We start from the raw sequence: 25,551 nt of genomic DNA on the forward strand, positions 1-25,551 counted from the left end.
ACGACAGGCGATGTGCGGACGCACACGCCATTCGATTATCGAACGCTATGACAACCCCGGTGCCAATGCAATTACCTGAATCGCACTGTTTTTTCGAGTTGTTACAAGAAGCGGGCGGGCCGGTTCGATTTCGGGTGATTGGGGCCGTATCGGCACGCAACCTCGCGCATTGTGGCGTAATCGGCGGCTATGGGGCGTTCTGAAAGGAAATGGCCGGTAACACTCCGGGGCCGGAGCGGTGCGCCGTCACATTTTTACGAACCGTGAAAATTTCTTGGCTCAGGCTTCGAGCGCGAGTGTCGCGAACGTGGCGAGCCAGTGTTCGCCCATGTAGTCGCCCGCCACGTGATCGAGCGCGGCGTCCAGGTGCGTCTGCGCCGCTTCGCGCAGCACGGCGGCGCGTGCATCGCCCTCGGGCAGCGCGCGCGCCAGCGTGCGCTGGCACCATGCGCGGCTCAGGTTGAGGCCGTCGAGGTGGGCGATCTTGCCGTCGGTGCGGTCGGTGACGGTGGCGGGCGTAAAGAGCGCCGCGGGCGCTCGCACAGCGAGGTCGGGCAGGAAGCCGCCGAACCATTCGACGAATGCGTCGCGGGGCAACACGCGGCTCATCAACACGGCTTCCATCAGCGCGGGCGAGAGGAACTCGTCGCCCGACGGCTCCCACGCCTGGCATCCCGCATCCGCTTCGTGCCAGCGCCGCGCCGTGTCCGCGATGCGCTTCGCGAGCGTGTCGCGCCCCGTCTGGCGTGCGAAATCGAGCGCGAGCGTCAACGCGAATGCGGTGTTGAAGTGCGTGCCCACGCGCAGCGGGTACGTCGCCTTCGGCAGAAATGCCTCGAAACGTTCGACGAAGGCCTCCGTGAGCGGCGCGAGCGCGCGTGCCCAGCGCGCGGCCTCGGGCGTCGACATCGCGTCGAGCTGGCCCGCGAGCGCCAGCAGCCAGCCCCAGCCGTACGGGCGCTCGAAGCCATGGTTGTGCGGCAGGTCCAGATACGCGCGTTCGCCCGCCATCTTCTCCTGAGTGAAATGCTCGTCGATCACGGCGACGATGCGCGGCGCTTCGGGCAGGTCCGGAAAACGCGCGAGCAGACGCGAAACGAGCCAGTAGCCGTGCACGCAGGAATGCCAGTCGTAGCTGCCATAGAACACCGGGTGCAAGGCGCGCGGCTCCTGCACGTCCTGCGGGCCGGCGAGCGAGTGCGTGAGCTTGTTCGGATATTCGCGCGTGAGATGCGCGAGGGCGAGCGAGGCGAAGCGGGAGGCGTGAGCGGCGGTGAGCGTATCGGACATGGCGGAACGTGACGGCGGAAACGGAGCCGTCAGCGTACCGCAGATTCCGCCGGGGGCGCCTGGCCGGAGGCGCGGTCAGTCTTGCGGGCCGTGCGCTCGCGCTCGAGCTTGCGCACGGCGTCGCCCACCTCCTGACTGAACTGCGCGAGCGCCGCCAGTTCGAGATCCGGCGGCTGCAGCGCGGGCCACAGCACGTCGACGAGCCGCTGTGCCGTAGCGTCGATGTCGGTCCGCCGGCGGCCCAACGTTGCGTCCCAGAGCACGTGCTCCATCGGCCCGAATACGAGCGATCGCAGGAGCCGCAGCGGCATGTCGGTGCGGATCTGGCCGCTTTCCTGGCCGCGCGCCAGCACACGCATGAGGGGCGCCGTGTAGCGGCGCTGCATTTCGACCAGCGCTTCGCTGAGGTCGTGATGGCGCGTGCGGCCCTCGGAAAGCACGAGCTCGCAGATGCCGGTGCCGCTTTCGAGCATCAGCCGCAGATGCATGCGCACGATGAATGCAAACTGCTGGCGCACGGTGCCGTCCAGCGGCATGCCGGCCTCGATCGCCTCGATCGATTCGTCGTACCAGTCGCCGATCACGCGCGCGCACAACTCCCGCTTGCCGCGGAAATAGCTGAACACCGTCGCCTCGGAAATACCGAGCCGCTGCGCGATTTCCGCCGTGGTCGCGCGCTCGTAGCCCTTTTCGGAGAACACGTCGCGGCCTGCCTGAAGGATCTCCTTCACGCGCTGCTGGGACTTGCGTCCCGCGGGTTGCCGGCGGGAGGCGGGCAGGGCGGCTCGGGTGGCGGCTGGCATTCTGAGTCTGGATCAGTTATCAGGTTTCGATACGTTCATTATCGGTGAAATCTCACACTGATAATCAGGCAATATAGGCGATTCAGGAAATTTGAGCCTTACTCAACATTCCCTATTGACGTATACGTAAATGTGGCGTGAAATGGGCGTCGATGGGGCGAAGGACCTCGCCCGCGCCTGTTTGGAGGAGACACTCATGAGCAACGTACCCGGACTGCAGTTTCCCCTTGGCGAAGAAGTCGAGATGCTGCGCGACAGCCTTGCCACGTTCGCGGCGAGGGAGATCGCGCCGCGCGCGGCCGAAATCGACCGTACCGACCAGTTCCCCATGGACCTGTGGCGCAAGTTCGGCGACCTGGGCGTGCTGGGCATGACGGTTTCGGAGGAGTACGGCGGCGCGAACATGGGCTATACGGCACACATGGTCGCGATGGAGGAGATCTCGCGCGCTTCGGCGTCGGTCGGTCTTTCTTATGGCGCGCACTCCAACCTCTGCGTGAACCAGATCCACCGCAACGGCACCGAGGCGCAGAAGCGCAAGTACCTGCCGAAGCTCGTTTCCGGCGAGCACGTGGGCGCGCTCGCGATGAGCGAGCCGAACGCCGGCTCGGACGTGGTCAGCATGAAGCTGCGCGCCGAAAAGAAGGGCAACCGCTACGTGCTGAACGGCACGAAGATGTGGATCACGAACGGTCCGGACTGCGACACGCTGGTCGTCTATGCGAAGACCGATCCCGAAGCGGGGGCCCGCGGCATGACGGCGTTCCTTGTCGAGAAGGGCATGAAGGGCTTCTCCGTGGCGCAGAAGCTCGACAAGCTCGGCATGCGCGGCTCGCATACGGGCGAACTCGTGTTCCAGGACGTCGAGGTGCCCGAAGAGAATATCCTCGGCCAGCTCAACGGCGGCGTGAAGGTGCTGATGAGCGGCCTCGACTACGAGCGCGCCGTGCTCGCGGGCGGTCCCACCGGCATCATGGCTGCCGTGATGGACGCGGTGGTGCCGTATATCCACGACCGCAAGCAGTTCGGCCAGGCTATCGGCGAGTTCCAGCTCATCCAGGGCAAGATGGCCGACCTCTACACCACGTTCCAGGCGTGTCGCGCGTATCTTTACGCCGTGGGCCGCCAGCTCGACACGCTCGGCAAGGAGCACGTGCGCCAGGTGCGCAAGGACTGCGCGGGCGTGATTCTCTACACCGCCGAAAAGGCGACGTGGATGGCCGGGGAGGCGATCCAGATCCTCGGCGGCAATGGCTATATCAACGAGTATCCCGTGGGCCGGCTCTGGCGCGACGCGAAGCTCTACGAAATCGGCGCGGGCACGAGCGAGATCCGGCGCATGCTGATTGGCCGCGAGCTGTTCGCGGAAACGATGTAACTGCGCCGTCCGTCACGGTCAAGAAAGAAGGAAGCACGCGATGCCGATCATCGAATCGAAGCTGAACCCGCGCTCGGACGACTTCAAGGCCAACGCCGCCGCGCTGGAAGCCCTGGTCGCGGACCTGCGCGAGAAGATCCAGAAGCTTTCGCTGGGCGGCGGCGAGGCCGCGCGCGACAAGCACGTCTCGCGCGGCAAGCTGCTGCCGCGCGATCGCATCGCACAACTGCTCGACCCCGGCACGCCATTTCTCGAATTCTCGCAGCTCGCGGCCTATGGCATGTACAACGACGATGCGCCGGGCGCAGGCGTCATCACCGGCATTGGCCGCATTGCGGGCCAGGAATGCGTGATCGTCTGCAACGACGCGACCGTGAAGGGCGGCACGTACTACCCGGTGACGGTCAAGAAGCACGTGCGCGCGCAGGAGATCGCGCAGGAAAACCGCCTGCCGTGCGTCTATCTCGTCGACTCGGGCGGCGCGAACCTGCCTAACCAGGACGACGTGTTTCCGGACCGCGATCACTTCGGCCGCATCTTCTACAACCAGGCGAACCTCTCTTCGCAGGACATTCCGCAGATCGCCGTGGTGATGGGCTCGTGCACGGCGGGCGGCGCGTACGTGCCCGCCATGAGCGACGAGTCGATCATCGTGAAGAACCAGGGGACGATTTTCCTGGGGGGGCCGCCGCTCGTGAAGGCGGCGACCGGTGAGGAGGTGAGCGCCGAAGACCTGGGTGGCGGCGATGTTCACACGCGTCTTTCGGGCGTGGCCGATCATCTCGCGCAGAACGACCCGCATGCGCTCGCAATCGCGCGCAGCATCGTCGGCAACCTGAACCGCGTGAAGACGCCACCCGTCGCGCTGCGCGAGCCGCTGCCGCCGCGTTACGACGCGAAGAGTCTCTACGGCGTGATTCCTGTCGATACGAGGAAGCCCTTCGATGTGCGTGAAGTGATTGCGCGCATTGTCGACGACTCGGCATTCGACGAATTCAAGTCGCGCTACGGCACGACGCTCGTCACGGGCTTCGCGCATATCTGGGGGCATCCGGTCGGGATCGTCGCGAACAACGGCATCCTGTTCTCGGAGTCGGCGCTCAAGGGCACGCATTTCATCGAGCTTTGCTGCCAGCGCAAGATTCCGCTCGTGTTCCTGCAGAACATCACCGGTTTCATGGTGGGCCGCAAGTACGAGAACGAAGGCATTGCGCGCAACGGCGCGAAGATGGTGACGGCCGTGGCGACGGCGAAGGTGCCGAAGTTCACGGTGATCATCGGCGGCTCGTTTGGCGCGGGCAACTACGGCATGTGCGGTCGCGCTTACTCGCCGCGCTTCCTGTGGATGTGGCCGAATGCGCGCATTTCGGTGATGGGCGGCGAGCAGGCCGCGTCGGTCCTCGCCACGGTGCGTCGCGACGGTATCGAGGGCAAGGGCGGCACATGGAGCGCAGAGGAAGAGGAAGCGTTCAAGCAGCCGATCCGCGATCAGTACGAGCGCCAGGGCCATCCCTATTACGCGAGCGCACGTCTGTGGGACGACGGCGTGATCGACCCCGCGCAGACGCGCGACGTGCTCGGTCTTGGCCTGTCCGCGGCGATGAACGCGCCGATCGAGGACACGCGCTTCGGCGTGTTCCGCATGTAAGGTGGTAAATGAGCGCGAACCTCACGAGGAGACCCTGACGATGCAATACGAAACGCTGCTGGTCGAGGTGGCGGGTCACGTGGCGACCGTCACGCTGAACCGCCCGGACGTGCGCAACGCGTTCAACGAAACCATGATCGCCGATCTGACGGCGGCGTTCGTCGCGCTCGGCGCGCGCGACGACGTGCGCGCCGTCGTGCTGGCTGGTAACGGCAAGGCGTTTTGCGCGGGCGCGGATCTGAACTGGATGCGCAAGATGGCGGGCTACTCCGACGAGGAAAATCGCGCCGATGCGATGCGTCTCGCGCAGATGCTTTCCGCCATCTATCGCTGCCCGAAGCCGGTGGTCGCGCACGTGCACGGCGATGCCTACGCGGGCGGCATGGGTCTCGTCTGCGCGGCCGATATCGTGGTCGCCGCGCAAACGGCGAACTTCTGTCTTTCGGAGGCGCGCCTCGGCCTGATGCCCGCCACCATCGCGCCCTACGTGATCCGTGCGCTCGGCGAGCAGGCGTCGCGCCGCTACTTCGTGACGGCGGAAGCATTCGATTGCGCGACTGCCCAACGGCTTGGCCTCGTGAGCGAAGCGGTCGCCGCGGAGGGGCTCGACGCCGCTGTGCAGCGCATCGTCGAAACGCTCGTGGCGAACAGCCCGAACGCCGTGCGCGAGTGCAAGCAGCTCGTGCAGGACATTGCCGGACAGACGATCGACGAGGCGCTCATCGCGGATACGGCAAACCGCATCGCGCGCATCCGCGCGAGCGAGGAAGGCCGCGACGGCGTGTCCTCGTTCCTCGAAAAGCGCGCGCCGCGCTGGCGTGCGCAGCCGTCCGCCCAATAGCGAGAAAAACATGTTCAACAAGATCCTGATCGCCAACCGGGGCGAGATTGCGTGCCGCGTCGCGGCGACCTGCCGCCGGCTCGGCGTGAAGAGCGTGACCGTTTTTTCGGACGCCGACGCGAACGCGAAGCACGTCGCCGCTTGCGACGAAGCCGTGCATATCGGCGAAGCCGCCGCGGCGCAGAGCTATCTGCGCATCGAGCGCATCATTGCGGCGGCGCGTGCGACGGGCGCAGAGGCGATTCATCCCGGTTACGGATTTCTTTCGGAAAACGAAGATTTCGCGCGCGCATGCGACGAAGCGGGCATCGTGTTCATCGGGCCGCCGGTCGAGGCGATTGCCGCAATGGGCTCGAAGGCGGCGGCCAAGGCGCTGATGCACGCGGCGGCGGTGCCGCTCGTGCCCGGCTACCACGGCGACGATCAGGACGCCGCGCTCCTGCAGCGCGAGGCCGACGCCATGGGCTACCCGGTGCTGCTCAAGGCGAGCGCGGGCGGCGGCGGCAAGGGCATGCGCGTGGTGGAGCGCAGCGAGGACTTCGCGGCGGCGCTGGCGTCGTGCAAGCGCGAAGCGGCGAGCAGTTTCGGCAACGACCGCGTGCTGATAGAAAAGTATCTGACGCGGCCGCGCCACGTCGAAGTGCAGGTGTTTGCGGACCGGCACGGCGGTGCCGTGTATCTGTTCGACCGCGACTGCTCGGTGCAGCGGCGCCACCAGAAGGTGCTGGAAGAGGCGCCGGCGCCGGGGCTCGACGAAAGCGTGCGGCGCGCGATGGGCGAGGCCGCGGTGGCGGCGGCGCGCGCCGTGCAGTACGTGGGCGCGGGCACGGTCGAGTTCATCATGACGGGCGCGGACTTCTACTTCATGGAGATGAACACGCGCCTGCAGGTCGAGCACCCGGTGACGGAGATGGTCACGGGCCTCGATCTAGTCGAGTGGCAATTGCGCGTGGCGGCTGGCGAGCCGCTGCCGCTCGAACAGTCGCAGCTCGTCGTCAAGGGCCATGCGCTCGAAGCGCGGATCTACGCCGAGAACCCCTCGCGCGGCTTCCTGCCTTCCACGGGCACGCTCAAGCATCTGCGCATGCCGGAAGGCGTGGAATTCACGATCGGTACGGCGCTCCAGCGCGCGCCGGTGCGCATCGACAGTGGCGTGCGCGAAGGCGACACGATCACGCCGTTCTACGACCCCATGATCGCAAAGCTGATCGTGCACGGCGCGACGCGCGAGGACGCGCTGGCACGCATGCAACGCGCGCTGGAAGCGTGCGAGGTGGTCGGGCCGCATACGAATGTCGAGTTTCTGCACCGACTCGTGACGTGCGAGCCGTTCGCTGGCGCCGACCTCGATACCGGTCTGATCGAGCGTCATCACGACGCCCTGTTCGCACCGCGCCACAAGCCGCTTCGCGAGGCGCTCGCGCTGGCCTGCGCCGCGCTGCTCGCGCGCGAGGCGGATCGTGCCCGCGACGTATCGCCGTGGACCGCGCTGTCGCACTGGCGCTTGAACGGCGGCTACACGCAGTCGCACACCTGGCGCGACGTCGAGACCGATACGGCGTTTTCGACGACGTACGTGCAGGACGGCAACACACGGAGGCTCGCGTGCCCGGGCGGGCTGGAGTCCTGGACGTGGTGGCGCGGCGCGGGCGCCGACGAATACGGTACGACAATCGGCAATACGCGTGTAACGGGGCGCGTATTCATCGACGGCGACGTGTTCCATGTGTTCTGTCTCGGCACGGCAGTGGTGCTCGAATGGCAGAACCTGCTGGCCCACGCGGCCGATACGGAGCACGGCGAAGGCCGCCTCACCGCGCCGATGCCCGGCAAGGTGATCGCGGTGCTGGTCGAGCCTGGCGCGGTGGTGGAGAAGGGCGCGCCGCTCATCGTCATGGAGGCGATGAAGATGGAGCACACGATCGGCGCGCCTTCCGCGGGGAAAGTGACCGAAGTGTTGTACGGCGTGGGCGACCAGGTGGCCGACGGCGCGCAACTGCTGGTGCTCGAAGCCGGCTAACCTTCTTATCCCGCGTCTTTCGGCACGGGCGGCGCGAATCGCAGTGCCATCGCGATGCGATTCCACGCATTGATGTTCGCGACGGCGGCAGTGAGAAATGCCATTTGCGTGCCCGGGAACTGACGCTCGACTTGTGCGTAGAGCGCATCGCTCACGCCTTCGTGGGGCTTCGCGGTCAGCGCTTCGGTCCAGGCCAGCGCCGCGCGTTCGCGCTCGGTGTAATGCTCCGGCACTTCGTGCCACGTGGCGACCAGATCGAGTTTTACGCGGGGCACCTGAGCATCGCGGGCGATATTCAGGTGGTACTGTAGGCAGAACGCGCAGCCGTTGATCTGGGAAGCGCGAACCTTGAGCAGTTCGGTGAGCGGCTTTTCGAGCCCGGCCGCATCCACGGCCTTGCTCATCGCCACCAGCCCGGCGACGACCGGGGCGGCATCGCGCGAAAACGCTTCATACGTGATGCGATTGGACATGACGGATTCCTCCAGAGTGTCCGGTGATAATATCAGAGCACGAACATATTATTCGAACACTGACATCATGCGCAATAAAACGAAGCGTATACAAGATATCGAGACTCGGAACACACCGGACATTCCTGCGCCCGGCGAGGGCAAGCGCGGCGAGTCCGGATACATCGGCTATCTGCTGCGGCAGGCCGGGGCGGCGCACCGGTTGCGCATGGAGCGCGCGCTTGCCGATCTCGGCGTGACGCCGCCTCAGTTCGTGGTATTGACGATGCTCGCGGCCTATCCGGGCATTTCGGGCGCCGATGTCGCACGGCTGGCGGCGCTCACGCCGCAAACGGTCAGCGTGATCGTGGCGAACCTCGAGCGCAGCGGCGCCATCGAGCGGCGGCCGCATGCCGTGCACGGACGGATTCAGCAGATCGACGTAACGGCGCAGGGCGAGGCGCTGCTCAAGCAATGCCGCACGCGCGTGCGCAGGGTGGAGGCTGGCATGGTCGAGGGCTTCGCGCCGGCCGAAGAACGCGTGATTCGCCGCTGGCTCGCGAACGTCGCGCGCGAAGCGTGAGCATTACTGCGCGTGGGCAAGACTGCAGGCGTGATCGAGCAGGCCTTCGGCGGTGCCGGTGCCGCCCTCCACGTCGCGTCCGCTGTTGACGATGAGCCAGCCATCGCGTGCGGCGTCGGGGCCGGCGCCCGTCACGAGAATCGTCTGGGCGCCCATCGTCTGTTGCGCTCCGAGACCGCGCTCGACCACGCGGAACGGATTATCGCTATCGCGCAGGCTCGTCACACGCGTCACGCGATAGCGGCTGCCGTCCAGCGTGATCCAGCTCCACTGGCCCGGCGGATCGCTGCGATGCGGTGCCAGGGCATTGGCGATATCGGTGCGCATGCAGTCCACATGAATGTGCAACTGGTTCTGCGAACGCTGTGCCGACGAGTTGATTTCGAGCCCAAGCTGGTTGGCGGCGAGCGTCGTGCCGAGTTTCGCGTCGACATACCGGCCCGCATCCCATGCGCCCACCCAGTATTCCGGCGCGCCGCCGTAGAGGATCCCGGGGCTTTCGATGCCCGGCACGCGATCGGTTGGGATCAGCAGATATTGCGCGCGGCCCGCGATGTCCTTGAGCACCGCGTAGCGCTTCTGGAAGTCGACCGTGGTGCAAGGCGCGGGCGTGCCCTGGTCGCGCTGATTCGGCACGCACTGGCCGCCCACCACTTTCCAGAGGCCATTCGGGTCGAACGTGGAAAGGTGGACGCAGCCGCTCAAGGCGACGAGTGCGGTGGCGCTGGCAGCGAGGAGGGCAGTCCGGAGCAGGGCGGTAAGGCGCATCGGCGTGTTGGCGTGTCGCAAGGGAGGCGTCGGGGCAGCGTCGTGCGGGGATGCGCCGCGCGGGTGGGCTGCAGCGGGCAGTTTAGCCGAACGCGCGCGGCAGCCGTATGAACGACAGGTCGCGCTGGCCGGATCGACCGCGCGACGGGCGCTTGCCTATTTACGTCGAGGATGAAAAGTGAGCGGTTGCTCGCTCGCGGCGCCATCGGTCCCGGCCTCATCCGTTGGTCCGCACGTTCCACACGTCCCGCACCCATCGCCGCAATTCCCCGTCGCGCCCTTGGGCTGGACGAACCGCCCAAGCCGACGAGCAAGCGCCGCGCGCTGAGGCCGCAGCAGCGACGCGGCCCACGCCGCCTGCACGCGCGCCGCCATTTTCGGCGCGAGCCTGCGCAGCGTGTAGAGCGCGCTCGCCGTCACGAGCACCGCGATCACCGCATACTGCGCGACGAGCCCGGCGCTCATGCGAGGTGCCTCGCGATCTGATACGTGACGAACGCGGCCACATAAGCCACGACGAACATATAGCCGAAGGAAATCGTCACGGCGCGCCACGAACGCGTCTCGCGGCGGATTACCGCGAGCGTCGACATGCATTGCGGCGCGAACGCGAACCACACCATCAGCGAAAGCGCACTCGCGAGCGAGAAGTTATGGGCGAGCGTGTTGCCGAGGCTAAGGACATCGGCGTCGCCCGTCGCCACGGAATAGACCGTGGCGAGCGCGGCCACGGCCGTTTCGCGCGCAGCGAATGCCGGAATCAGCGCCAGGCTGATCTGCCAGTTGAATCCGAGCGGTGCGAACGGATATTGCAGCGCGCGGCCGATATAGCCCGCGAACGTGTAGTCGATGGCCGGGCCCGTTGCGCCCGTGGGCGGGGACGGGAACGTGGAGATGAACCACATCAGCACGGTCAGCGCGAGGATGATGCCCGTGAGCCGCTTGAGAAAGATCGCGCCGCGCTCCCACAGGCCGATCGCGACGTCGCGCGGGCGCGGCAGGCGATACGAGGGCAGTTCCATGAGCAGGGCGTGCTCGCTGCGGTCGCGCCGCACATGCTTCATTACCCAGCCTACGGCCATTGCGCCCACAATCCCGGCGACGTAGAGCGCGAACAGCACGAGCCCCTGCAGGTTGAACACGCCGAGGATCATGCGGTGCGGAATGAACGCGCCGATCAGCAGCGCATAGACGGGCAGGCGCGCCGAGCAGGTCATGAGCGGCGCGACGAGCATCGTGGCGAGACGGTCGCGAGGATCGGCGATGCTGCGCGTGCCCATCACGCCAGGAATCGCGCAGGCGAAGCTCGAAAGCAGCGGAATGAACGAGCGTCCGGTCAGCCCCACGGACACCATCATGCGATCGAGCAGAAAGGCCGCGCGCGGCAGGTAGCCCGACTCCTCCAGCACGAGGATGAAGAAGAACAGCACGAGAATCTCGGGCAGGAAGCCGAGCACGGTGCCCACGCCGCCGAATAGCGCGTCGGTGACGAGGCTTTTCAGCGGCCCGTCGGGCAGCACGTTGCCGGCCAGCGTGCCGAGCGCGGTGAAGCCGTCGCCGATCGCGTCGGTGAGCGGCTTGCCGAGCGAATAGACGGCCTGGAACACGAGGAACATCACGAGCGCGAGGATCACCGGGCCGAAGACCGGGTGCAGCGTCCAGCGGTCGATCGCGTCGTCGCGCGCGTCGGTGGCGTGCGGCATCGTCACCGCCGCCGCGAGGATAGCGCGCACGGTCTCGTGCAGGTCGCCGCCTGCGCCCGGATCGGCAACTTCCTGGCTGGCGGCGGCCGCCACGGTCGCGGCCGCTGTCGTGGTGTCGGTACGGTCGATCAGTTCGATCAGCGCCTGCGCGCCGCCGCGCTGCACGGCCACCGTCTCGACCACGGGCACGCCAAGACGGCGCGAAAGCTCCGGCACGTTCACGACGACGCCGCGGCGTTTCGCAGCGTCCATCATGTTCAGCGCAAGCACGACCGGCCGGCCGAGGCGTTTGACTTCCAGCACGAAGCGCAGGTGCAGGCGCAGATTCGTTGCGTCCGCAACGCAAACCACGAGATCGGGCACCGCTTCGCCTGGATAGCGGCCGAGCAGCACGTCGTGCGTGACGCGTTCGTCGGGGCTCGTGGAGGCGAAGCTATAGGCGCCGGGCAGGTCGAGCAGGCGGATCTTGCGGCCCGAGGGGGTGACGAAGCGGCCCTCCTTGCGCTCGACGGTGACGCCCGCGTAATTGGCCACCTTCTGGCGCGCGCCGGTGAGCAGGTTGAAGAGCGCGGTCTTGCCGCAGTTGGGATTGCCGACGAGGGCGATACGCAGCGGCGCCTGGCTCACGATGCCCACCCCTCCAGAACGCTCACGCGCTGGGCTTCTGCGCGGCGCAGCGCGAAACGCGTCGAGCCGATCTGCACGAGCAGGGGGTCGGCGCTCCAGGGCGCGCGGGCGACCACGCGCACGGGCTCGCCGGGTACGAAACCCAGGTCGCGTAGACGTTGGGCGATGGGGTCGCGCTCATGCGCGTCTTCGATGCGCTCGACGTAGGCAGTCGCGTCTTTCGACAGGTCGCTCAGAAGCATGGGGCAAGGTACGAATTGGAATGCGAACCGTTCTCATTATACGGAAAGGCGCGGGATCATGTTGCGTCGGCAAGCGCCCAAATGCCGCAGCGCTGCGTGAGATCAACAGGCCGGATCCCCATCCTGTTGCCGATTCCGTTGCGAACCGCTACGTTCATGCAACGGATCGTCGTCGGCCATCAACTGTTATTCTCAACGCGTCTGGCAGGCTCGCATGGCTCCAACGGCAACGATATTCTGTACGGCGTCTTAAGGAGAACAGAAATGGCTGAGACCAAAAAAGCGGCAAAGGTGAAAGAAGCAGGCGGCAAGGCCGATGCCGGAGAGCGGCTGAGCGACAAGGCGTACATGAAGGAGCTGCGCCCCTTGCAGGTCGAACTGGTCAAGCTGCAGGAATGGGTCGAGCATACCGGGGCCAAAGTCTGCATCGTGATGGAAGGTCGCGACGGCGCAGGCAAGGGCGGTACGATCAACGCGATCACCGAGCGCGTGAGTCCTCGCGTCTTTCGAGTGGTTGCGCTGCCGAAGCCGACCGATCGCGAGAAGAGCCAGATGTATTTCCAGCGCTATCTGCCGCACCTGCCCGCCGCGGGCGAGGTCATGATCTTCGATCGTAGCTGGTACAACCGCGCGGGCGTCGAGCGCGTCATGGGCTTCTGCACGGAAGAGCAGGTGGAGGAGTTCATGGCGACCACGCCGCTCATCGAGCGGGCCATGATCCATTCGGGCATCATCCTCCTCAAGTATTGGCTCGAAGTCAGTCCCGACGAGCAGACCCGGCGCCTCGAAGACCGCATCGAAGACGGGCGCAAGGTCTGGAAACTCTCGCCCATGGATCTCGAGTCGTATCGCCGCTGGGACGACTATTCGCGGGCGCGCGACGACATGTTCAAGAGGACCGACACGGACTTTGCGCCGTGGCATATCGCGCACTCGGACGACAAGAACCGGGTCCGGCTCAATGTCATCAGCCATCTGCTCAGCAAGATTCCCTACGAGCCCGTGCCGCGCGACAAGGTGAAACTGCCGAAACGGCAGAAGAGCGCTTATAGCGGGACCGACTACACGGCCCACGTCGTGCCCGAGAAGTATTGACGGCACGCTCCGGCGTTGGGGGCGCGCCGCGCCTCAGATCACCGGCGCGGGCAGCGTACCCAGAATCTGTTCGAACGCGAGCCCGATCGCCAGCAGCCGCCGGTCGCTGCCAAGCGGGCCGTCGAGTTCGAGCCCCACCGGCAGCCGTCCATACGCGAGGCCGGCGGGCAGCGCGAGGCCCGGAATCCCGGCGTTGCTGCCCGGATCGGTATTGCGCAGGTAGGCGCCCATTTCGTCGACAGGCGCCGCGCCGTCGATCGAAACGCGCGACGAACCGTTGAGTTCGTCGATGGGCACCGCGGCAAGCCGCGTGGTGGGGAACAGCAGCGCGTCGAGGCCGCAGGCCGAGAAGGTCTGCGCGTAAAGCTGCTGCAGGCGCGGGCGCCAGATCGTGAGCGCCGTCTGATAGTCGCCGCCTCGTGCGTCGGCGAGAATCGCGTCGTAGGCCGCGCGCACGTCTGGGCTCGCGATGCGCGCGGCCACGTCGGCCACGTTTTGCACCGGCGCCTGGTTCGTCACGAGCCACGCGTGCAGGTCCTCGATCGGCTCGTGCAGGGCGATGGCAAGACTCACCCGATCGTTGATCGACAGCAGCTCGTTCATCTCGACGGGCACGAGCGTCACGCCCGCCGCTTCGAGCTTCGCCGCGGCTTCGCGCAGGGCGTCTTCCAGCGCGATTTCGAGTCCCTCCCAGAGCGGCGCCGGCAGCCCGATGCGCAGGTTCGAGACCGAGGCCTGCGCCAGCGGGCCGTGTCCCGTGATGACACTGTCGAGCAGCGCGACGTCGGCGACGGTGCGCGCCATCGGTCCGACCGTGTCGCGCGTGTGGCTGATCGGAACGACGGCTTGCGGGTCGTGATAGCGCCGGTGCGTGCCGCCGTCGCCCACCGAGGGGCGCAGTCCCACGATGCCGCACAGCGCGGCGGGGATGCGCGTGGAGCCGCCGGTGTCGGTGCCGAGCCCCGCGGGTGCGATGCGCGCGGCGATCGCGGCGGCGGTGCCGCCCGACGAGCCGCCGGGGATGCGTTCGGGATCGTAAGGATTGCGAACGGGCCCGGCGCTCGGGTTCAGGTTCGTGCTCGTGATGCCGAACGCCAGTTCGTGCATGTTGGCCTTGCCGAGCAGGACAGCGCCCGCGTCGACGAGCCGCTGTACCGAAGGCGCGTGCCGCGCCGGCAGGAAGCCTTCGAGCGCGGGCGTGCCGGCGGCCGTCTGCAGGCCGCGTGTGTTGATGTTGTCCTTCACGACGACGGGCAGCCCCGCGAGCGGCAGGCGTGCCCGCTCGTTCGGTCCCAGCGCGTCGATGCGGCGCGCCGCGGCGAGCGCACCCTCGACGTCGAGCACGGTGAGCGCGTTCAGATTCGAGAGCGCGTGAGCGCGCGCGAGCAGCGTCGCCGTGTAATCGGCAGCCTTGAGCTTGCCGGCCCGGATCGCCTCGACGGCTTGCGTCGAGGTGAGTTCGACCTGCTTGTCGACAGACCATGTCATGCGGTCGTTCTCCTTGAGCGGCGGCGGGGCCAGCGCTCAGCGCTTCATGAAGCGCAGCGCGAATCGCGCGAGCGCGGGCACGAACATCGGGCGCAGCAGGCGCGAATCGTAGCCGCTCATCCGTTCGTCGTTTTCTTTCAGGCACAGCTCCAGCATCTCGCGCGGCCCGAGCGCGGCGCCAATCGTCTCGCGGTTCGCGGGCAGGAAGTTCGAGTCGTGCGCGACACCGTCCGCGTCGATGCCGCGTGCGATCGCAAGCCGCTCCCAGACGAGCAGGAACGAGATCACCGCTACGCGCACAGCATGCCATGGCCGGCGCCACCACGGCATGTTCTTGCGGTACCAGGCAACCCAGTTTGCGAAGAACAGGATGTGACGGGCTTCTTCCTGGATCACGGGCTCGAAGGTTTCCACCAGTTCGGCCGGGAAGTAGCCCGAGCGCTCTGCCGCGCGGAACAGGCCGAACGCGAAGAAGCTGTCGATGCACTCGCTATAGCCCGTGAACATCCACGCCCATTCGGGCTTCGGCGGGGCGGGGTAGGCGGGTTCGGGCGCGAGGGCGATGCCGTAGGCCCGCACCAGGTGCGAGAGCACGACCTTGTGGCGCGCTTCCTCGTCGGCGTCCATCTGCAGCGCTTCGCGCAACAATGGCTCGCGCACGGTATCGGCATAGGTCTTCACGCGGATCGACGCGCGGCCCTCGGTCTGCACGGCCATGTCCCAGATGGGGAGCGAGGTGAGGCGCTGGAGCGCGTCGGGCGCGAGTCTCGGCCAGTCGAGCACGGCGGGGCGATACGGATCGTGCGTATCGAGCAGCATTTTGCAGAACATCTTGCGATGCTCTTCCGATCCGATCCTGACGGGCCCTGGCGCGTCATAGGTCCAGCGTCGCAGCGCGGCGTCCTGGTCGGCGGCGAAGGAGCCGTCTTCGTCCTGATGCGTCAGGGTTTCGGACATGGAGCGTGATCGGTGGCGGTGATGTGGCTCCTATTCTGTCACAACGGTAAGGAAACCTGGCGCGATCACGCGCAGCGGCGTTGTTCGTCGATCCACATGCGCGCCCAGCGGAATGCGTAGGCGAGTGCGTGCTCTTCGTCGAAGAAGTAGTCGAGCGCGTCGAACGAGTGCGTCTGGCCCGGCTGCGTGCCGATGGTCAGGTTGGCGGCGAAGAGGCCGTTCGGCTGTTGCTGAGCCGCCGTGGCGACTTCGTAGCCCTTGTAGCGGATGAGTGCGTTCATGGCGTTGTGCGTTGTGATCTCTGCGGGTCTGGCCTGGTCTGGCGATGGCGCGCAACGCAGGAGGCGCAGGCACGGGGCTAGCGTAGGCGCCGGCACGTGCGGACGGAACCAATCTTTCGTCGCAAGCAAATCACCAGTGGCCTGGAACGGTCAGCAGGAGAATCGGGATGAGGCGAGTTGCGAGTCCGGCTTCAATGTGGACCCGCCATGCGGAGGCTGTCTGTGGGATGGCGCACGAGCAGGACCGCCCGGCGTCTGGCGACTCAGACCGCGAGGCTGAGCCGTTTTTCGTTGCGCGCTTCGTTTGCCGCGCCGCTTGTTGCCGCGCTTGTTGCACTGTTTGCCGCCGCGCCCGTCGCGACGCGATGCGCATTGAAGGCCAGCGCGAATTGCGCGGCCTGCAGGCCGACTGTCGAGAGCTGCTCGACGATCTTGGGATCCGAGCAATGCTGCGCGCTCTCGAAGCGCGTTTCGAGCGTGTTGATCCCCGCGCCGAACGGCGTTGGCCAGCCGCGCAGCGCATGCACGATCGAGCGCAGCGAGGTCAGCACCGAGCCCGCGGCTTGCCAGCCGTAGGCGGTCACGATGCAGCCCACGGCGCGGCCGTCGAGGTAGGGGCGCGCGTCGGCGCGCAGTTCTTCGAGCGTGTCGAGCGCATTCTTCACGAGACCCGATACGCCGCCGTGGTAGCCGGGTGTCGCGATGATGACGGCGTCGGCCGCGCGGACTGCTTCGATCAGTTCGAGCTGCTCGTCGGTGCGCGTCTCGTTTTCGGGCGCATAGTGCGGCAGGCTGTGCAGGAAGGCGCCGCCGAAGAGGCGGGTGCGTGCGCCGGCATGCTCGGCGCCGCGCAAGGCGAAGCCGAGCGCGCGCTCAGTCGATGAAGCGGCGCGCGTCGTGCCGCCGATGCCGACGACGAGCGGACGGCGCGGGGTATCGGAAAGGCTCAAGGACATCTCCCTGGATGGCATGAACGGGCTCTGGATGCGAGGCACGCGGGCCGGCGCGCCTCTAGCCCGGATAACAAAGGCCGATGCGCCATCTTAGTCAGCGCGCCGGGCGCCACGAACCGACTTTTTGTTCTAACGATATATCCGGACGGGTATGCGCTGCCCCATGAGCTGCTTTGCAGCGGGGCTCGCCATATGGATATGCGAAAACATTGGTTGGGCCGTGCGAGGGTGAGTGGCTAAGATCAAACCGTCTCCTCCATGACATCTCCTTGACATGGGATTCGGCCCCGCACCGCATGGTGACCGGGGCCGTTTTTTTCGCGAGACGATTTTGGCGCGGCCGCGCCCGGATTACTGCGCGCCGGGCTTGAGCGCCGTGGGATGGGAAGACTGGGCGGGTACCCGGTAGCTCACCTGGAGCACGTTGCCGTCGGGGCCGATCTGCGGCGGGATTTCCGGCATCCGGTTTTCGTGCGGTGCCGTGTTGCCGGGCGTGACCGGAACGACGGGCGCGCTCGCGCGCACGGCCGGTTCGGCGACCTTGCGCGTGGTGAGGCTATCGGCCGAGGCAAGCTTGTGTTTCGTGCCGTGGTGCGAATGAGCGGTCTTGCCTGGCGTACCGGGGTGCGCCCCGGGCGCGCGCGCTTCTGGCGGATTCCAGATTTCGATGTAGTGCTCCCCCGCGAGCGCGGAGGATGCGAGGACGCACAGCAAGGTCCCCGTCATGATGAATCGCACGTCGTCTTCTCCGTGTTGATGACCTGTCCGGAACGGCGCGGCGGGCAAGTTGCACGCGTGGCCGCAGCCCGATGGCAGGCTGCACGCACTGTACATCCGTACAGCCGCTAATGCAAACGTTTGGAGGGGGCGGGCGAGGTGGTGTTGCGCGGAGGTATCGCGGGCGCGGTGTGAGGGGATGCTGTGGGCCGGGACGGTTCTCGTCACTGTCCCGCAGACGGAATCCCGTGCGATGCTTGACCGGGTTGGTCAGGCGTTCTGGCCCTCGATGGCGGGGCCGTGCAGGCCGAGCCAGCGCCCATAGCTGCGCGGCGAAAAGGCGAGCGTGAGCACGATCATTGCCGCGATGGAAACGGCGAGCATCAGCCACGCGGCGGTGAAGCTGCCGGTCAGATCACGGACGCGGCCTGCCACGATCGGCGCGAGGGCGGCGATCACGAAGCCCACACCCTGCACGAACGCGACGAGCCGCGCGGCGACGCGGTGATCGGCGCTATGGTCGAGCGCGGTGACGAGCGTGACCGAGAACGTGCCGCCGAGCCCCGCACCCGCCGCGGCGACCCACAGGAGGGGCGCCGCCTCGGGCCGCGTGGCGAGCCCGACCACGCCGACGAACTGGGCGCAGAGCCCGGCGATGAGCCACGGCCGCCGGTCGGTGAAGGTGGCTGCCGCAACCGGCAGCAGCAGGGCGCTGATGGCCTGGAAGACGGTCATGGCGGCGAGCAGCGAACCGCTCGCGGCGACGCTGGCTCCATGCTGCTGGTAGTACGCGGGCAGCCACGCGACGAGACTCGTGTAGCCGCCGTTGACGAGGCCGAAATGCAGGCCGAGGCTCCACGCGCGGCGCTTGCGCCAGAGCGGGACGTGGGGCGTTGCGGGCGCACCGGTGGAGGTGCTTGACGCCGCGGTCTCGCTGCGCGAACGGCGATTGAGCGCCCCCCAGATTGCTAGCGCGGCGAGCGCGGGGAGGGCCCATACGGCGAGCGCCGCGTGCCAGGAGGCCCACAGGCGCGCCACCCAGGGGCTGAGGCTCGCGCCGAGGCCGCCGCCGCCCATGATCGACGCCGAAAACAGTCCCATCGCGAGCGGCACGCGCTGCGCGAAGCGCTGTTTCATGACGGCGGGCAAGAGCGCCTGGATGACGGCGACGCCGGCTCCGGCAACGGCGGCGGAGAGCATGAGCGTGGCGCCGCCCGACGTGACGGCGCGCGCGCCGCAGGCCAGCGCGATGGCGGCAAGCCCGAGTGCGACGCCGCGCGCTTCGCCGATGCGCCGCGCGAGCCAGCCGGTGCCGAACGCGCCGAGCCCCATCGCGACGACCGGCAGGCTGGTGAGCAGCGATGCGCCGGAGAAGCTGAGCCCGGTTGCGCCGCGGATGGTCGTCATGAGCGGGCTGAGCGAGGTGAGCAGCGGGCGCAGATTGAGGCCGATCGCGACGATGGTCGCGTACCAGGCGAAGGGGGTCGCCGCGCTGGCGGTGGATGCGGAGGCGGAACGAGACGTCACGTGGTCAACCTTTGTAAAGCATTTTGGTTAACCATAATAGCAAAATATGGTTAACCTGTTTGCTATGCCCGGCATAGGCGGAATGATCGATGAGGGGCCATGGCGCAGGTTTCGCGGCTGCGCGTGCGTCGCTACAATGCGAGCCTGAACCCGCTACCGCGTATTGCTTCATGGTCACCCGATCCCGTCCAGCCGCCCCCTCACCCGTTCCCGAAACCGACGAGCCCGCCGACGTCGAGGCGCTCGTCTACACGTCGATCTCGTCGGCCTTGTTGCAGGGCAGGCTGGCGCCGGGGCAGCAATTGGTCGAGCGCGAACTCGCCGCCGCCCTCGGGTGCACGCGCGGCGCGCTGCGCAAGGTGCTTGCGCGGCTCGGCCACGAAGGCAAGCTCGTGCTGGAGCCCAATCGCGGGGCATTCGTGCCGTCGCCTTCGGAGGAAGACGTGCACGCCGTTTATCGCGCGCGGCAGGTGGTGGAGGCCGGTGTTGTCGTGAGCCTGTGCGGGGCGCTGGATGCGACGGCGCGGCGGCGCCTCGCCGCGCACGTGCGCAGCGAGAGAAAGGCCTATAAGGAAGCGCGCGTGGACGAGGCCGTGCGGCTGGCCGGCCAGTTTCACCTGCTGTTGACCGAGCTTGCGGGCGGCGCGGCGCTCGTCGGCGTACTCGCGCCGCTCGTTGCGAAGACCGAGCTGTACAAGGCGTTGTTCGATCCGTCGAAAGCGTCGCTGTGCGCGCCCGAGGAACACGAGCAGATCATCGCCGCGCTGGAGGACGGCGAGCCGGGCACGGCGCTCGATGCCATGCGCCGGCATCTTGCCGAGCTGGAAGCGCGGGTGCTTGAGCAGGTGCGCCTGCGCGCCGGCCGCGACCTGAAGGCCGTGTTCGCGCCTCGTTGACCGCTGTCGATCCATCGGCTAGTGCGCCGCGCCATGTCCGGCTCGCGCCTTCGGGCCGTTCTGCCCACCCGGCGATCGTTGCTAAACTAGCGCGATTGCGCGAGGACCGCTTGCGCCATCCAGGAGGGGAACGCCATGGTGCGATATCGGCATTACAAGGGCGGCATATACGAACTGGTTTGCGAGGCGACGCTCGAAGCCGATCCGTCGGTCACGATGATCGTGTATCGCGCGGCGAACGGCACGATCTGGACACGGCCCGCTTCGGTCTTCTTCGAACTCGTCGAGCATGAAGGCTCGCTCGTACCTCGTTTTGCACCCGTCAACTGATCCCCGAACCTCATCGGCAAGGAATAACCAGATATGCGTCTCCTGATTGCGCTCATCGTGCCCTGGCTGCTGTTCTTTACGATCGGCCGTCCGGTCGCGGGCATTGTCTGCCTGATCCTGCAGATCACGCTGATCGGCTGGATTCCCGCCGCCATCTGGGCCGTCTATGCGCTGAGCCAGTTTCGCACCGACCAGAAGATCGACGCTGCGCTCGGCAAGCGTTGATAACCGCCATCCCGATGAAAGCAGCCGTTACACGCCTAACGACAATTCACAATTCAGCGAGAACTTAATACCGCGCCTCTTTTCTTACAGAAAAGAAAGGAGGGCGTGCGATGTTCAGGTTTATTCTCGCGGCGGGCGCGGCTGCGCTGCTGGGCGGATGTGCGGTGGCGCCGGGTTATGGTTATGGCTACGGTTACGGCCAGCCCTATGCTTCCGGCTACTACGACTCTGCGCCGGCTTATGTGCCGGGTTATGCGCCGGCCTACGGCGGCGTCAATATCGGCATCTGGAATGGCGGTGGTGGCTACGACCGCCATGGCGACGGCTGGCATGGCCGGGGCGAGGGCTATGGTGGCCCGCGGTGGTCGGGCGGACATGATGGTGACCACGGCGGTGGCGGGCACGGTGGTGGTGGCGGGCACGGCGGCGGGGGGCACGGAGGGGGCGGACACGGCGGCGGTTCACATTGAACGCCGCCCAAAAGCAATCAGGCCCGCCTCTCTTGCGAGAAAAGCGGGCCCGATGCGTCTGACCGCGTGCAGGCGCACGCGTCAGGCGGAATTACTGGCCGGACTGCGACGTGCCGTTCGTCGACGGACCGTAAGCCGTTGCGGCGTTTTGCGCATTGACCTTGGCTTCGGCAGCCTGGATGTTTTCCGGGTAGTGCATCCAGTCGTTCGGATCGTAGCCGGCGGCGCGCAACTGCGTGAGCTGGGCCTTCACTTCGGCGCGGGTAACCGGTTGTTGCTGCTGTTCCTGGGCAAACGAGGCTACCGGGACTGCGAGAACGGCGGCCACCAGGGCTGCCTTGAGAAGCGACTTCATGACGTACCTCCAATATCTTGTCTGGGGGGCGTGCGCTTAAGCGTCGCGCCCATGACGGCAATGTAGGCGTTTGCATGGTTAGGGTAAATACCTAAAAAACGAATTCACTATTCTCCTGGGAACAACAATCGTGCGCCCTATTGTTCATACGAAACAGTAATCGATGCGCCTCGTGCCGGCCACGGCGAGCACTGGCGGGGTTTGCCGGAGAGCGGGCGATTGTTGCCGATTTCGCGCAGAGTGGGCGACTGGCCGGCAGGCGGGGTTGACGATAAAAGGGCTGGAAGAAGATCGAGGTTTGCCGGTCACGCTACAGAGGCGTCGGGTGCGTCGAGCACCAGGTCGGTTAGTGCGACCGCCACACACGTCAGCACATAGCCCTCGGCCTTCTCTTCCCGGCTTAGCCCCGGCCATTCGATCGTGAAGCGCACTTCGCCGCTAGTCACGCGGCACAGGCAGGTGCGGCAAGTGCCATTGCGGCACATGCGCGGTAAACGAATGCCGGCGAAGCCCGCCGCCTCCAGCAGCGTGAGTTCCGGCGGCGCTTCGAACGTCACGCCGAGCGGTTCGACGAGCACGTGCGGCACCCGAGGATCGGCACTCACGAGATCGATACTCCCAGGAGGTGCCCCGCGCCCGCGGTGAATGCCGCGGCGACGAGCCCGATCGCGATCTGCCGGAACGCCGAAAACGCTGCGCTGCGGCCATTGAAGAGCGACGTGAAGACGCCTACGGCCGCGAGGCCAAGGGCGCTCAGCAGCACGGACTGCACGATGGCGGCCTCGCCGTGCGCCCAGAGGAATGCCGCCGTGGGAAAGGCGGCGCCGAGCGCAAAGAGGCAGAACGACACTGCCGCCGCCGACCACGGATTGCCGCCGAGTTCCTTCGGGTCGATGCCGAGTTCTTCGCGCGCAAGCGTATCGAGCGCCTGGTCGCGGTCGCGCATGATCTGGGCAGCGACGCGCCGCGCTTCGTCGGCCTCGATGCCCTTGGCCTGATAGATCAGCGCGAGTTCGTGGCGTTCGGCATCCGGGGTGTGTTCCAGTTCGTCGGCTTCCTTCGCGAGCTGGGTGCGCGCGAGCTCGCGTGCGTTCGTGACCGAAAGCCATTCGCCGAGCGCCATCGAGCAGGCGCCCGCCACGAGTCCCGCAAGGCCCGTGAGCAGGATCGCGCGGTTGGCGCTGCCCGCGCCGGCCACGCCCATGATCAGGCAGAAGTTCGAGACGAGGCCGTCGTTGGCGCCCAGCACGGCCGCGCGCAGATCGTTGCCCGAGGCCGCGCCCTTGTGCCACGACTCCGCGGCGGCGATCTGCTCGCCTCGGGATTGGCCGCGCCCGGCTTTGGCCGCCACGATCGCCTCGACGATCGCCGCGTGCTGCTGCTCCTGGGCGGAGAGCTTTTCGGCGCCGGGTTCGTGCGCGTAGCGGTCGCGGTCCGCGTTTTCCGTGGCGGCGACGGTAGGCAGCACGAGCGACGAGCCGAAGAAGCGTGTGAGTGCCTGCAGAAGCCTTGTTTTCGCGCTGCGCCGGTGCGGCCGCAGGCGAACCCCGTTTGCCGCGAGCTTTTCGCGCCAGACGTTCGCGTGCTCGCGCTCGGAGGCGGCGAGTTCCGCGAAGACCTGGCTGCGCCCGGCATCGCGCTCGGCGTGGGCGAGCGTGTCGTAGACGGCGGCGCTGTCGAGTTCGTCGGCGAGATGGCGACGGTAGCGTTTGAGTTCCTGGGCAGTGGCCATGAGGCGCGGACGTGGCGGCGGTCCGCCAAGCTTAACCTGGCCCGCACCCGGCGGGCTCGCGTGGGATCAGCGTTGCCGCCGCAGATGCCGGTAGACCGTGTTGCGCGCGAGCCCCAGTTCGCGCGCGGCTGCGGAGACGTTGCCGCGATGCCGCGCGAGCGCCTCTTCGACGAGCGCAGCCTGACAGTCTTCGAGCCGCGAGGGACGCGGCGCATCCGGCGTGCCGGACACGTGCGCAGTGACTTCGGCGGGGGACGCCGCGCAGTCGGATAGCAGGTCTTCGGGCAGATGGTCGAGATCGATGGCGGCTTCGCCTTCGGCCAGGATCGCCGCGGTGCGCAGCACGTTGGCAAGCTGGCGCAGGTTGCCCGGCCAGCGGCAGCGTCCGAACAGGGCGTGCACGGCAGGCGTGAGCCGCGCCGGCGCGTCGCGCACTTCGCGCCGCACCGTTTCGAGCATGCGTTCGACGAGCGTGTCGAGATCGCTGCGTTCGGCGAGCGGCGGCAGCGTCACGGCGAGCCCGTTGATGCGGTAGTAGAGGTCCTCGCGGAAGGTGCCTTCGGCGATCATCGCGCGCAGATCGCGGTGCGTCGCGCAGACGACGCGCAGGTCCACCGGCACCGCGCGGGTCCCGCCGAGCGGCACGACCGCGCGCTCCTGGAGCACGCGCATGAGCCGCACCTGCTGGGCGAGCGGCATGTCGCCGATTTCGTCGAGAAAGAGCGTGCCGCCGTCCGCCTGCACGATCTTGCCGGGATTGCCGCGCCGCTTTGCGCCTGTGAAAGCGCCGTCTTCGTAGCCGAAGAGTTCGGCTTCGATCAGCGAGTCGGGCAGGGCCGCGCAGTTGAGCGCGACGAAGGGGGCGTCGCGGCGCGGCGAATCACGATGCAGCGCCCGCGCGAGCCATTCCTTGCCCGTGCCGGTGCGGCCGAGCACGAGCACGGGGATATCGCGGCCGCGCACGCGCGCTACGCGCTGCAGGACGGCGTGCATGCGCGCGTCGCCCGTGTCGAGGTCGGCGAGCGTGGGTTGCGGCGGTCCATTCGGCGCCGCTTTCGCCGCGGCTTTTTCCACGGTTTCGGGATGCTGCGGTGCGATCTCGGCGCGCGGCGCCCATGTTCCGAAGGCCGCGCCGGGCACGCCGCGCGCGAGTACGCGCACCCCGCCCGGCAGCGTGAGCGTGACGAGATCGCCATTGGCGCGCATCAACTGCTGCATGAAAGCCGGGAAGGCAATGCCGAACAGCGCCGCGAAGTCGCGCCGCTGCAGATCGGCAAGCGGTGCGCCGAACTGGAACAGTGCGCTGCGGTTCGCACAGAGGAGCGTCCCGGCGGGAGAGAAGGCCGCCAATCCTTCGTAGAGCGTACCAATGAACTCGGCCCGGGCGTGGAACTGCAGCTTCACGGCATCGGCGAAATCCGTGTTGAAAAGCTGGTTCTCGATCATCTGCGCCGACATGCGCACGAGCGCCAGCGTGTGCTTGTTGAAGCCGCGCGGATCGCCGCTCACGTCGAGGGCGCCGATCGTGCGTCCGTAGGGATCGGCGATGGGTGCGCAAGAGCAGGTGAGGATGTGGTTCGCGTGCAGGAAATGCTCGTCGGCGTGGATGGTGGTCGGCTGGCCGTCGACGAGCGCCGTGCCGATCGCGTTCGTGCCGCGATCCTGCTCCGACCACGATACGCCCGGCCGCAACGCCACGCGCCGCGCCTTCGCGACGAAGTCGATATCGCCGAGACTGTGCAGGATCACGCCGTTGCGGTTGGTCAGCAGCACCATGCTCTGCGTATCGACGATCTGCGCGTGCAGCGCATCCATGACGGGGCGCGCGTGATGATAGAGCGTGTGGTTGGCCTCGACGAGATCGCGCAGCGCCGCCGCGCGCAGCGGCTCGAAATCGGGCGCTTCGGCGGCGCGCAGCCCGAGGGCGCGCGAGCGCGCATGAGCTTGCGCGATGGCGTCCGTGCGGGCCGCATCGTGCGGCGTGACGGGGCGTCGGGTCACTCGTGTCTCCGGTTGTTCTGGGCGGTGCGCGAAGCGCGCCGCTGCGTTGCAGCACGGCGCGCTTCGCCAGACTCGCGTCGCTCCATGGTACAGGATTGTCGTGACGGTGTTGGCGCGCGCATTTTCGTCTTGCCTTTGCCGAAGCGGGTGCCAGGATGAAAGCGTGGGG

General features: G+C 67.2%; 27 protein-coding genes. 10 read left to right on the forward strand and 17 right to left on the reverse strand.

Annotated features, from left to right (window positions below; genetic code table 11):
- Positions 1–279 precede the first annotated feature (279 nt).
- Positions 280–1,290, reverse strand: coding sequence for a DUF2891 domain-containing protein (locus WJ542_RS24880; RefSeq protein ID WP_411192131.1), 1,011 nt, complete (start codon positions 1,288–1,290; stop codon positions 280–282).
- 29 nt (positions 1,291–1,319) lie between these two features.
- The gene (locus tag WJ542_RS24885) at positions 1,320–2,093 is read right to left on the reverse strand and encodes a TetR/AcrR family transcriptional regulator (protein ID WP_411192132.1); all 774 of its coding nucleotides are present in this window, start codon (positions 2,091–2,093) and stop codon (positions 1,320–1,322) included.
- A gap of 196 nt (positions 2,094–2,289) precedes the next feature.
- Between WJ542_RS24885 and WJ542_RS24890 the strand changes: the two genes are divergently transcribed.
- Genes WJ542_RS24890 through WJ542_RS24905 form a run of 4 tightly spaced genes read left to right on the forward strand, consistent with a single transcriptional unit; the run spans position 2,290 to position 7,980 of the window.
- Complete coding sequence (locus tag WJ542_RS24890; protein ID WP_411192133.1) at positions 2,290–3,471, forward strand: isovaleryl-CoA dehydrogenase; 1,182 nt, start codon at positions 2,290–2,292, stop codon at positions 3,469–3,471.
- 40 nt (positions 3,472–3,511) lie between these two features.
- Positions 3,512–5,119 (forward strand): carboxyl transferase domain-containing protein, encoded by a 1,608-nt coding sequence (locus tag WJ542_RS24895; RefSeq protein WP_411192134.1) that lies wholly within the window; start codon positions 3,512–3,514, stop codon positions 5,117–5,119.
- Between the two features lie 40 nt (positions 5,120–5,159).
- Positions 5,160–5,960 carry an enoyl-CoA hydratase/isomerase family protein gene (locus WJ542_RS24900; RefSeq protein WP_411192135.1) on the forward strand — a complete coding sequence of 267 codons (801 nt, stop codon included), beginning with the start codon at positions 5,160–5,162 and terminating at the stop codon, positions 5,958–5,960.
- 10 nt (positions 5,961–5,970) lie between these two features.
- Positions 5,971–7,980 (forward strand): acetyl/propionyl/methylcrotonyl-CoA carboxylase subunit alpha, encoded by a 2,010-nt coding sequence (locus WJ542_RS24905; protein ID WP_411192136.1) that lies wholly within the window; start codon positions 5,971–5,973, stop codon positions 7,978–7,980.
- A gap of 5 nt (positions 7,981–7,985) precedes the next feature.
- Here the strand turns inward: WJ542_RS24905 and WJ542_RS24910 are convergent, their stop codons facing one another.
- Positions 7,986–8,453, reverse strand: coding sequence for a carboxymuconolactone decarboxylase family protein (locus tag WJ542_RS24910; RefSeq protein ID WP_411192137.1), 468 nt, complete (start codon positions 8,451–8,453; stop codon positions 7,986–7,988).
- Positions 8,454–8,520: 67 nt separating this feature from the next.
- On the opposite strand from WJ542_RS24910, the gene WJ542_RS24915 reads away from it, so the two are divergent.
- Entirely contained in the window at positions 8,521–9,015 is a 495-nt protein-coding gene (locus WJ542_RS24915) for a MarR family winged helix-turn-helix transcriptional regulator (RefSeq protein WP_411192138.1), read from the forward strand.
- A 3-nt stretch (positions 9,016–9,018) separates the two neighbouring features.
- Here WJ542_RS24915 and WJ542_RS24920 read toward each other — a convergent pair whose 3' ends face one another.
- The 4 genes from WJ542_RS24920 to WJ542_RS24935 form a co-directional block, all read right to left on the reverse strand.
- Positions 9,019–9,783 (reverse strand): CDP-diacylglycerol diphosphatase, encoded by a 765-nt coding sequence (locus WJ542_RS24920; RefSeq protein ID WP_411192139.1) that lies wholly within the window; start codon positions 9,781–9,783, stop codon positions 9,019–9,021.
- A 156-nt stretch (positions 9,784–9,939) separates the two neighbouring features.
- Entirely contained in the window at positions 9,940–10,248 is a 309-nt protein-coding gene (locus tag WJ542_RS24925) for a DUF6587 family protein (RefSeq protein WP_411192140.1), read from the reverse strand.
- Positions 10,245–12,113 (reverse strand): ferrous iron transporter B, encoded by a 1,869-nt coding sequence (feoB, locus tag WJ542_RS24930; RefSeq protein ID WP_411192141.1) that lies wholly within the window; start codon positions 12,111–12,113, stop codon positions 10,245–10,247. The genes WJ542_RS24925 and feoB overlap by 4 nt, the downstream gene beginning before the upstream one ends.
- The gene (locus WJ542_RS24935; RefSeq protein WP_411192142.1) at positions 12,110–12,355 is read right to left on the reverse strand and encodes a FeoA family protein; all 246 of its coding nucleotides are present in this window, start codon (positions 12,353–12,355) and stop codon (positions 12,110–12,112) included. Before WJ542_RS24935 ends, feoB begins: the two co-directional genes overlap by 4 nt.
- A gap of 264 nt (positions 12,356–12,619) precedes the next feature.
- Between WJ542_RS24935 and ppk2 the strand changes: the two genes are divergently transcribed.
- Entirely contained in the window at positions 12,620–13,450 is an 831-nt protein-coding gene (gene ppk2, locus WJ542_RS24940) for a polyphosphate kinase 2 (protein ID WP_411192143.1), read from the forward strand.
- A gap of 33 nt (positions 13,451–13,483) precedes the next feature.
- Here the strand turns inward: ppk2 and iaaH are convergent, their stop codons facing one another.
- From iaaH to WJ542_RS24970, 6 genes are all read right to left on the reverse strand, one after another.
- A complete protein-coding gene (gene iaaH, locus WJ542_RS24945) occupies positions 13,484–14,938 on the reverse strand; it encodes an indoleacetamide hydrolase (RefSeq protein WP_411192144.1) in 1,455 nt (484 codons plus the stop codon).
- A gap of 36 nt (positions 14,939–14,974) precedes the next feature.
- Positions 14,975–15,895: a ferritin-like domain-containing protein gene (locus WJ542_RS24950; protein WP_411192145.1), complete on the reverse strand. Its 921-nt coding sequence runs from the start codon at positions 15,893–15,895 to the stop codon at positions 14,975–14,977.
- 65 nt (positions 15,896–15,960) lie between these two features.
- Positions 15,961–16,176, reverse strand: a complete 216-nt coding sequence (locus WJ542_RS24955) for a transcriptional regulator (protein WP_411192146.1) — start codon at positions 16,174–16,176, stop codon at positions 15,961–15,963.
- Positions 16,177–16,439: 263 nt separating this feature from the next.
- Positions 16,440–17,132 carry an NADPH-dependent FMN reductase gene (locus tag WJ542_RS24960; RefSeq protein ID WP_411192540.1) on the reverse strand — a complete coding sequence of 231 codons (693 nt, stop codon included), beginning with the start codon at positions 17,130–17,132 and terminating at the stop codon, positions 16,440–16,442.
- 348 nt (positions 17,133–17,480) lie between these two features.
- A complete protein-coding gene (locus WJ542_RS24965; protein ID WP_411192147.1) occupies positions 17,481–17,867 on the reverse strand; it encodes a hypothetical protein in 387 nt (128 codons plus the stop codon).
- A gap of 249 nt (positions 17,868–18,116) precedes the next feature.
- Positions 18,117–19,373: a cyanate transporter gene (locus WJ542_RS24970; RefSeq protein WP_411192148.1), complete on the reverse strand. Its 1,257-nt coding sequence runs from the start codon at positions 19,371–19,373 to the stop codon at positions 18,117–18,119.
- Between the two features lie 170 nt (positions 19,374–19,543).
- Here WJ542_RS24970 and WJ542_RS24975 point away from each other — a divergent pair, with 170 nt between their 5' ends.
- From WJ542_RS24975 to WJ542_RS24990, 4 genes are all read left to right on the forward strand, one after another.
- Complete coding sequence (locus tag WJ542_RS24975; protein WP_411192149.1) at positions 19,544–20,269, forward strand: GntR family transcriptional regulator; 726 nt, start codon at positions 19,544–19,546, stop codon at positions 20,267–20,269.
- A gap of 135 nt (positions 20,270–20,404) precedes the next feature.
- Positions 20,405–20,599 carry a DUF1653 domain-containing protein gene (locus WJ542_RS24980; protein WP_027795091.1) on the forward strand — a complete coding sequence of 65 codons (195 nt, stop codon included), beginning with the start codon at positions 20,405–20,407 and terminating at the stop codon, positions 20,597–20,599.
- A 33-nt stretch (positions 20,600–20,632) separates the two neighbouring features.
- The gene (locus WJ542_RS24985) at positions 20,633–20,824 is read left to right on the forward strand and encodes a YqaE/Pmp3 family membrane protein (protein WP_411192150.1); all 192 of its coding nucleotides are present in this window, start codon (positions 20,633–20,635) and stop codon (positions 20,822–20,824) included.
- A gap of 110 nt (positions 20,825–20,934) precedes the next feature.
- Complete coding sequence (locus WJ542_RS24990) at positions 20,935–21,294, forward strand: hypothetical protein (RefSeq protein ID WP_411192151.1); 360 nt, start codon at positions 20,935–20,937, stop codon at positions 21,292–21,294.
- A gap of 91 nt (positions 21,295–21,385) precedes the next feature.
- On the opposite strand, the gene WJ542_RS24995 is transcribed toward WJ542_RS24990, so the two are convergent.
- The 4 genes from WJ542_RS24995 to WJ542_RS25010 all read right to left on the reverse strand — a co-directional run bounded on the left by WJ542_RS24995 (position 21,386) and on the right by WJ542_RS25010 (position 25,382).
- Positions 21,386–21,649, reverse strand: a complete 264-nt coding sequence (locus tag WJ542_RS24995; RefSeq protein WP_411192152.1) for a DUF4148 domain-containing protein — start codon at positions 21,647–21,649, stop codon at positions 21,386–21,388.
- 305 nt (positions 21,650–21,954) lie between these two features.
- Positions 21,955–22,254: a 2Fe-2S iron-sulfur cluster-binding protein gene (locus WJ542_RS25000; RefSeq protein WP_411192153.1), complete on the reverse strand. Its 300-nt coding sequence runs from the start codon at positions 22,252–22,254 to the stop codon at positions 21,955–21,957.
- The gene (locus WJ542_RS25005; protein WP_411192154.1) at positions 22,251–23,381 is read right to left on the reverse strand and encodes a VIT1/CCC1 transporter family protein; all 1,131 of its coding nucleotides are present in this window, start codon (positions 23,379–23,381) and stop codon (positions 22,251–22,253) included. The genes WJ542_RS25000 and WJ542_RS25005 overlap by 4 nt, the downstream gene beginning before the upstream one ends.
- Positions 23,382–23,447: 66 nt before the next feature.
- On the reverse strand, positions 23,448–25,382 hold the full coding sequence (locus tag WJ542_RS25010) for a sigma-54-dependent Fis family transcriptional regulator (RefSeq protein ID WP_411192155.1): 1,935 nt from the start codon (positions 25,380–25,382) through the stop codon (positions 23,448–23,450).
- Between the last annotated feature and the right edge of the window lie 169 nt (positions 25,383–25,551).

The organism is Paraburkholderia yinzeri, from assembly GCF_046581065.1.
Lineage (GTDB): Bacteria > Pseudomonadota > Gammaproteobacteria > Burkholderiales > Burkholderiaceae > Paraburkholderia.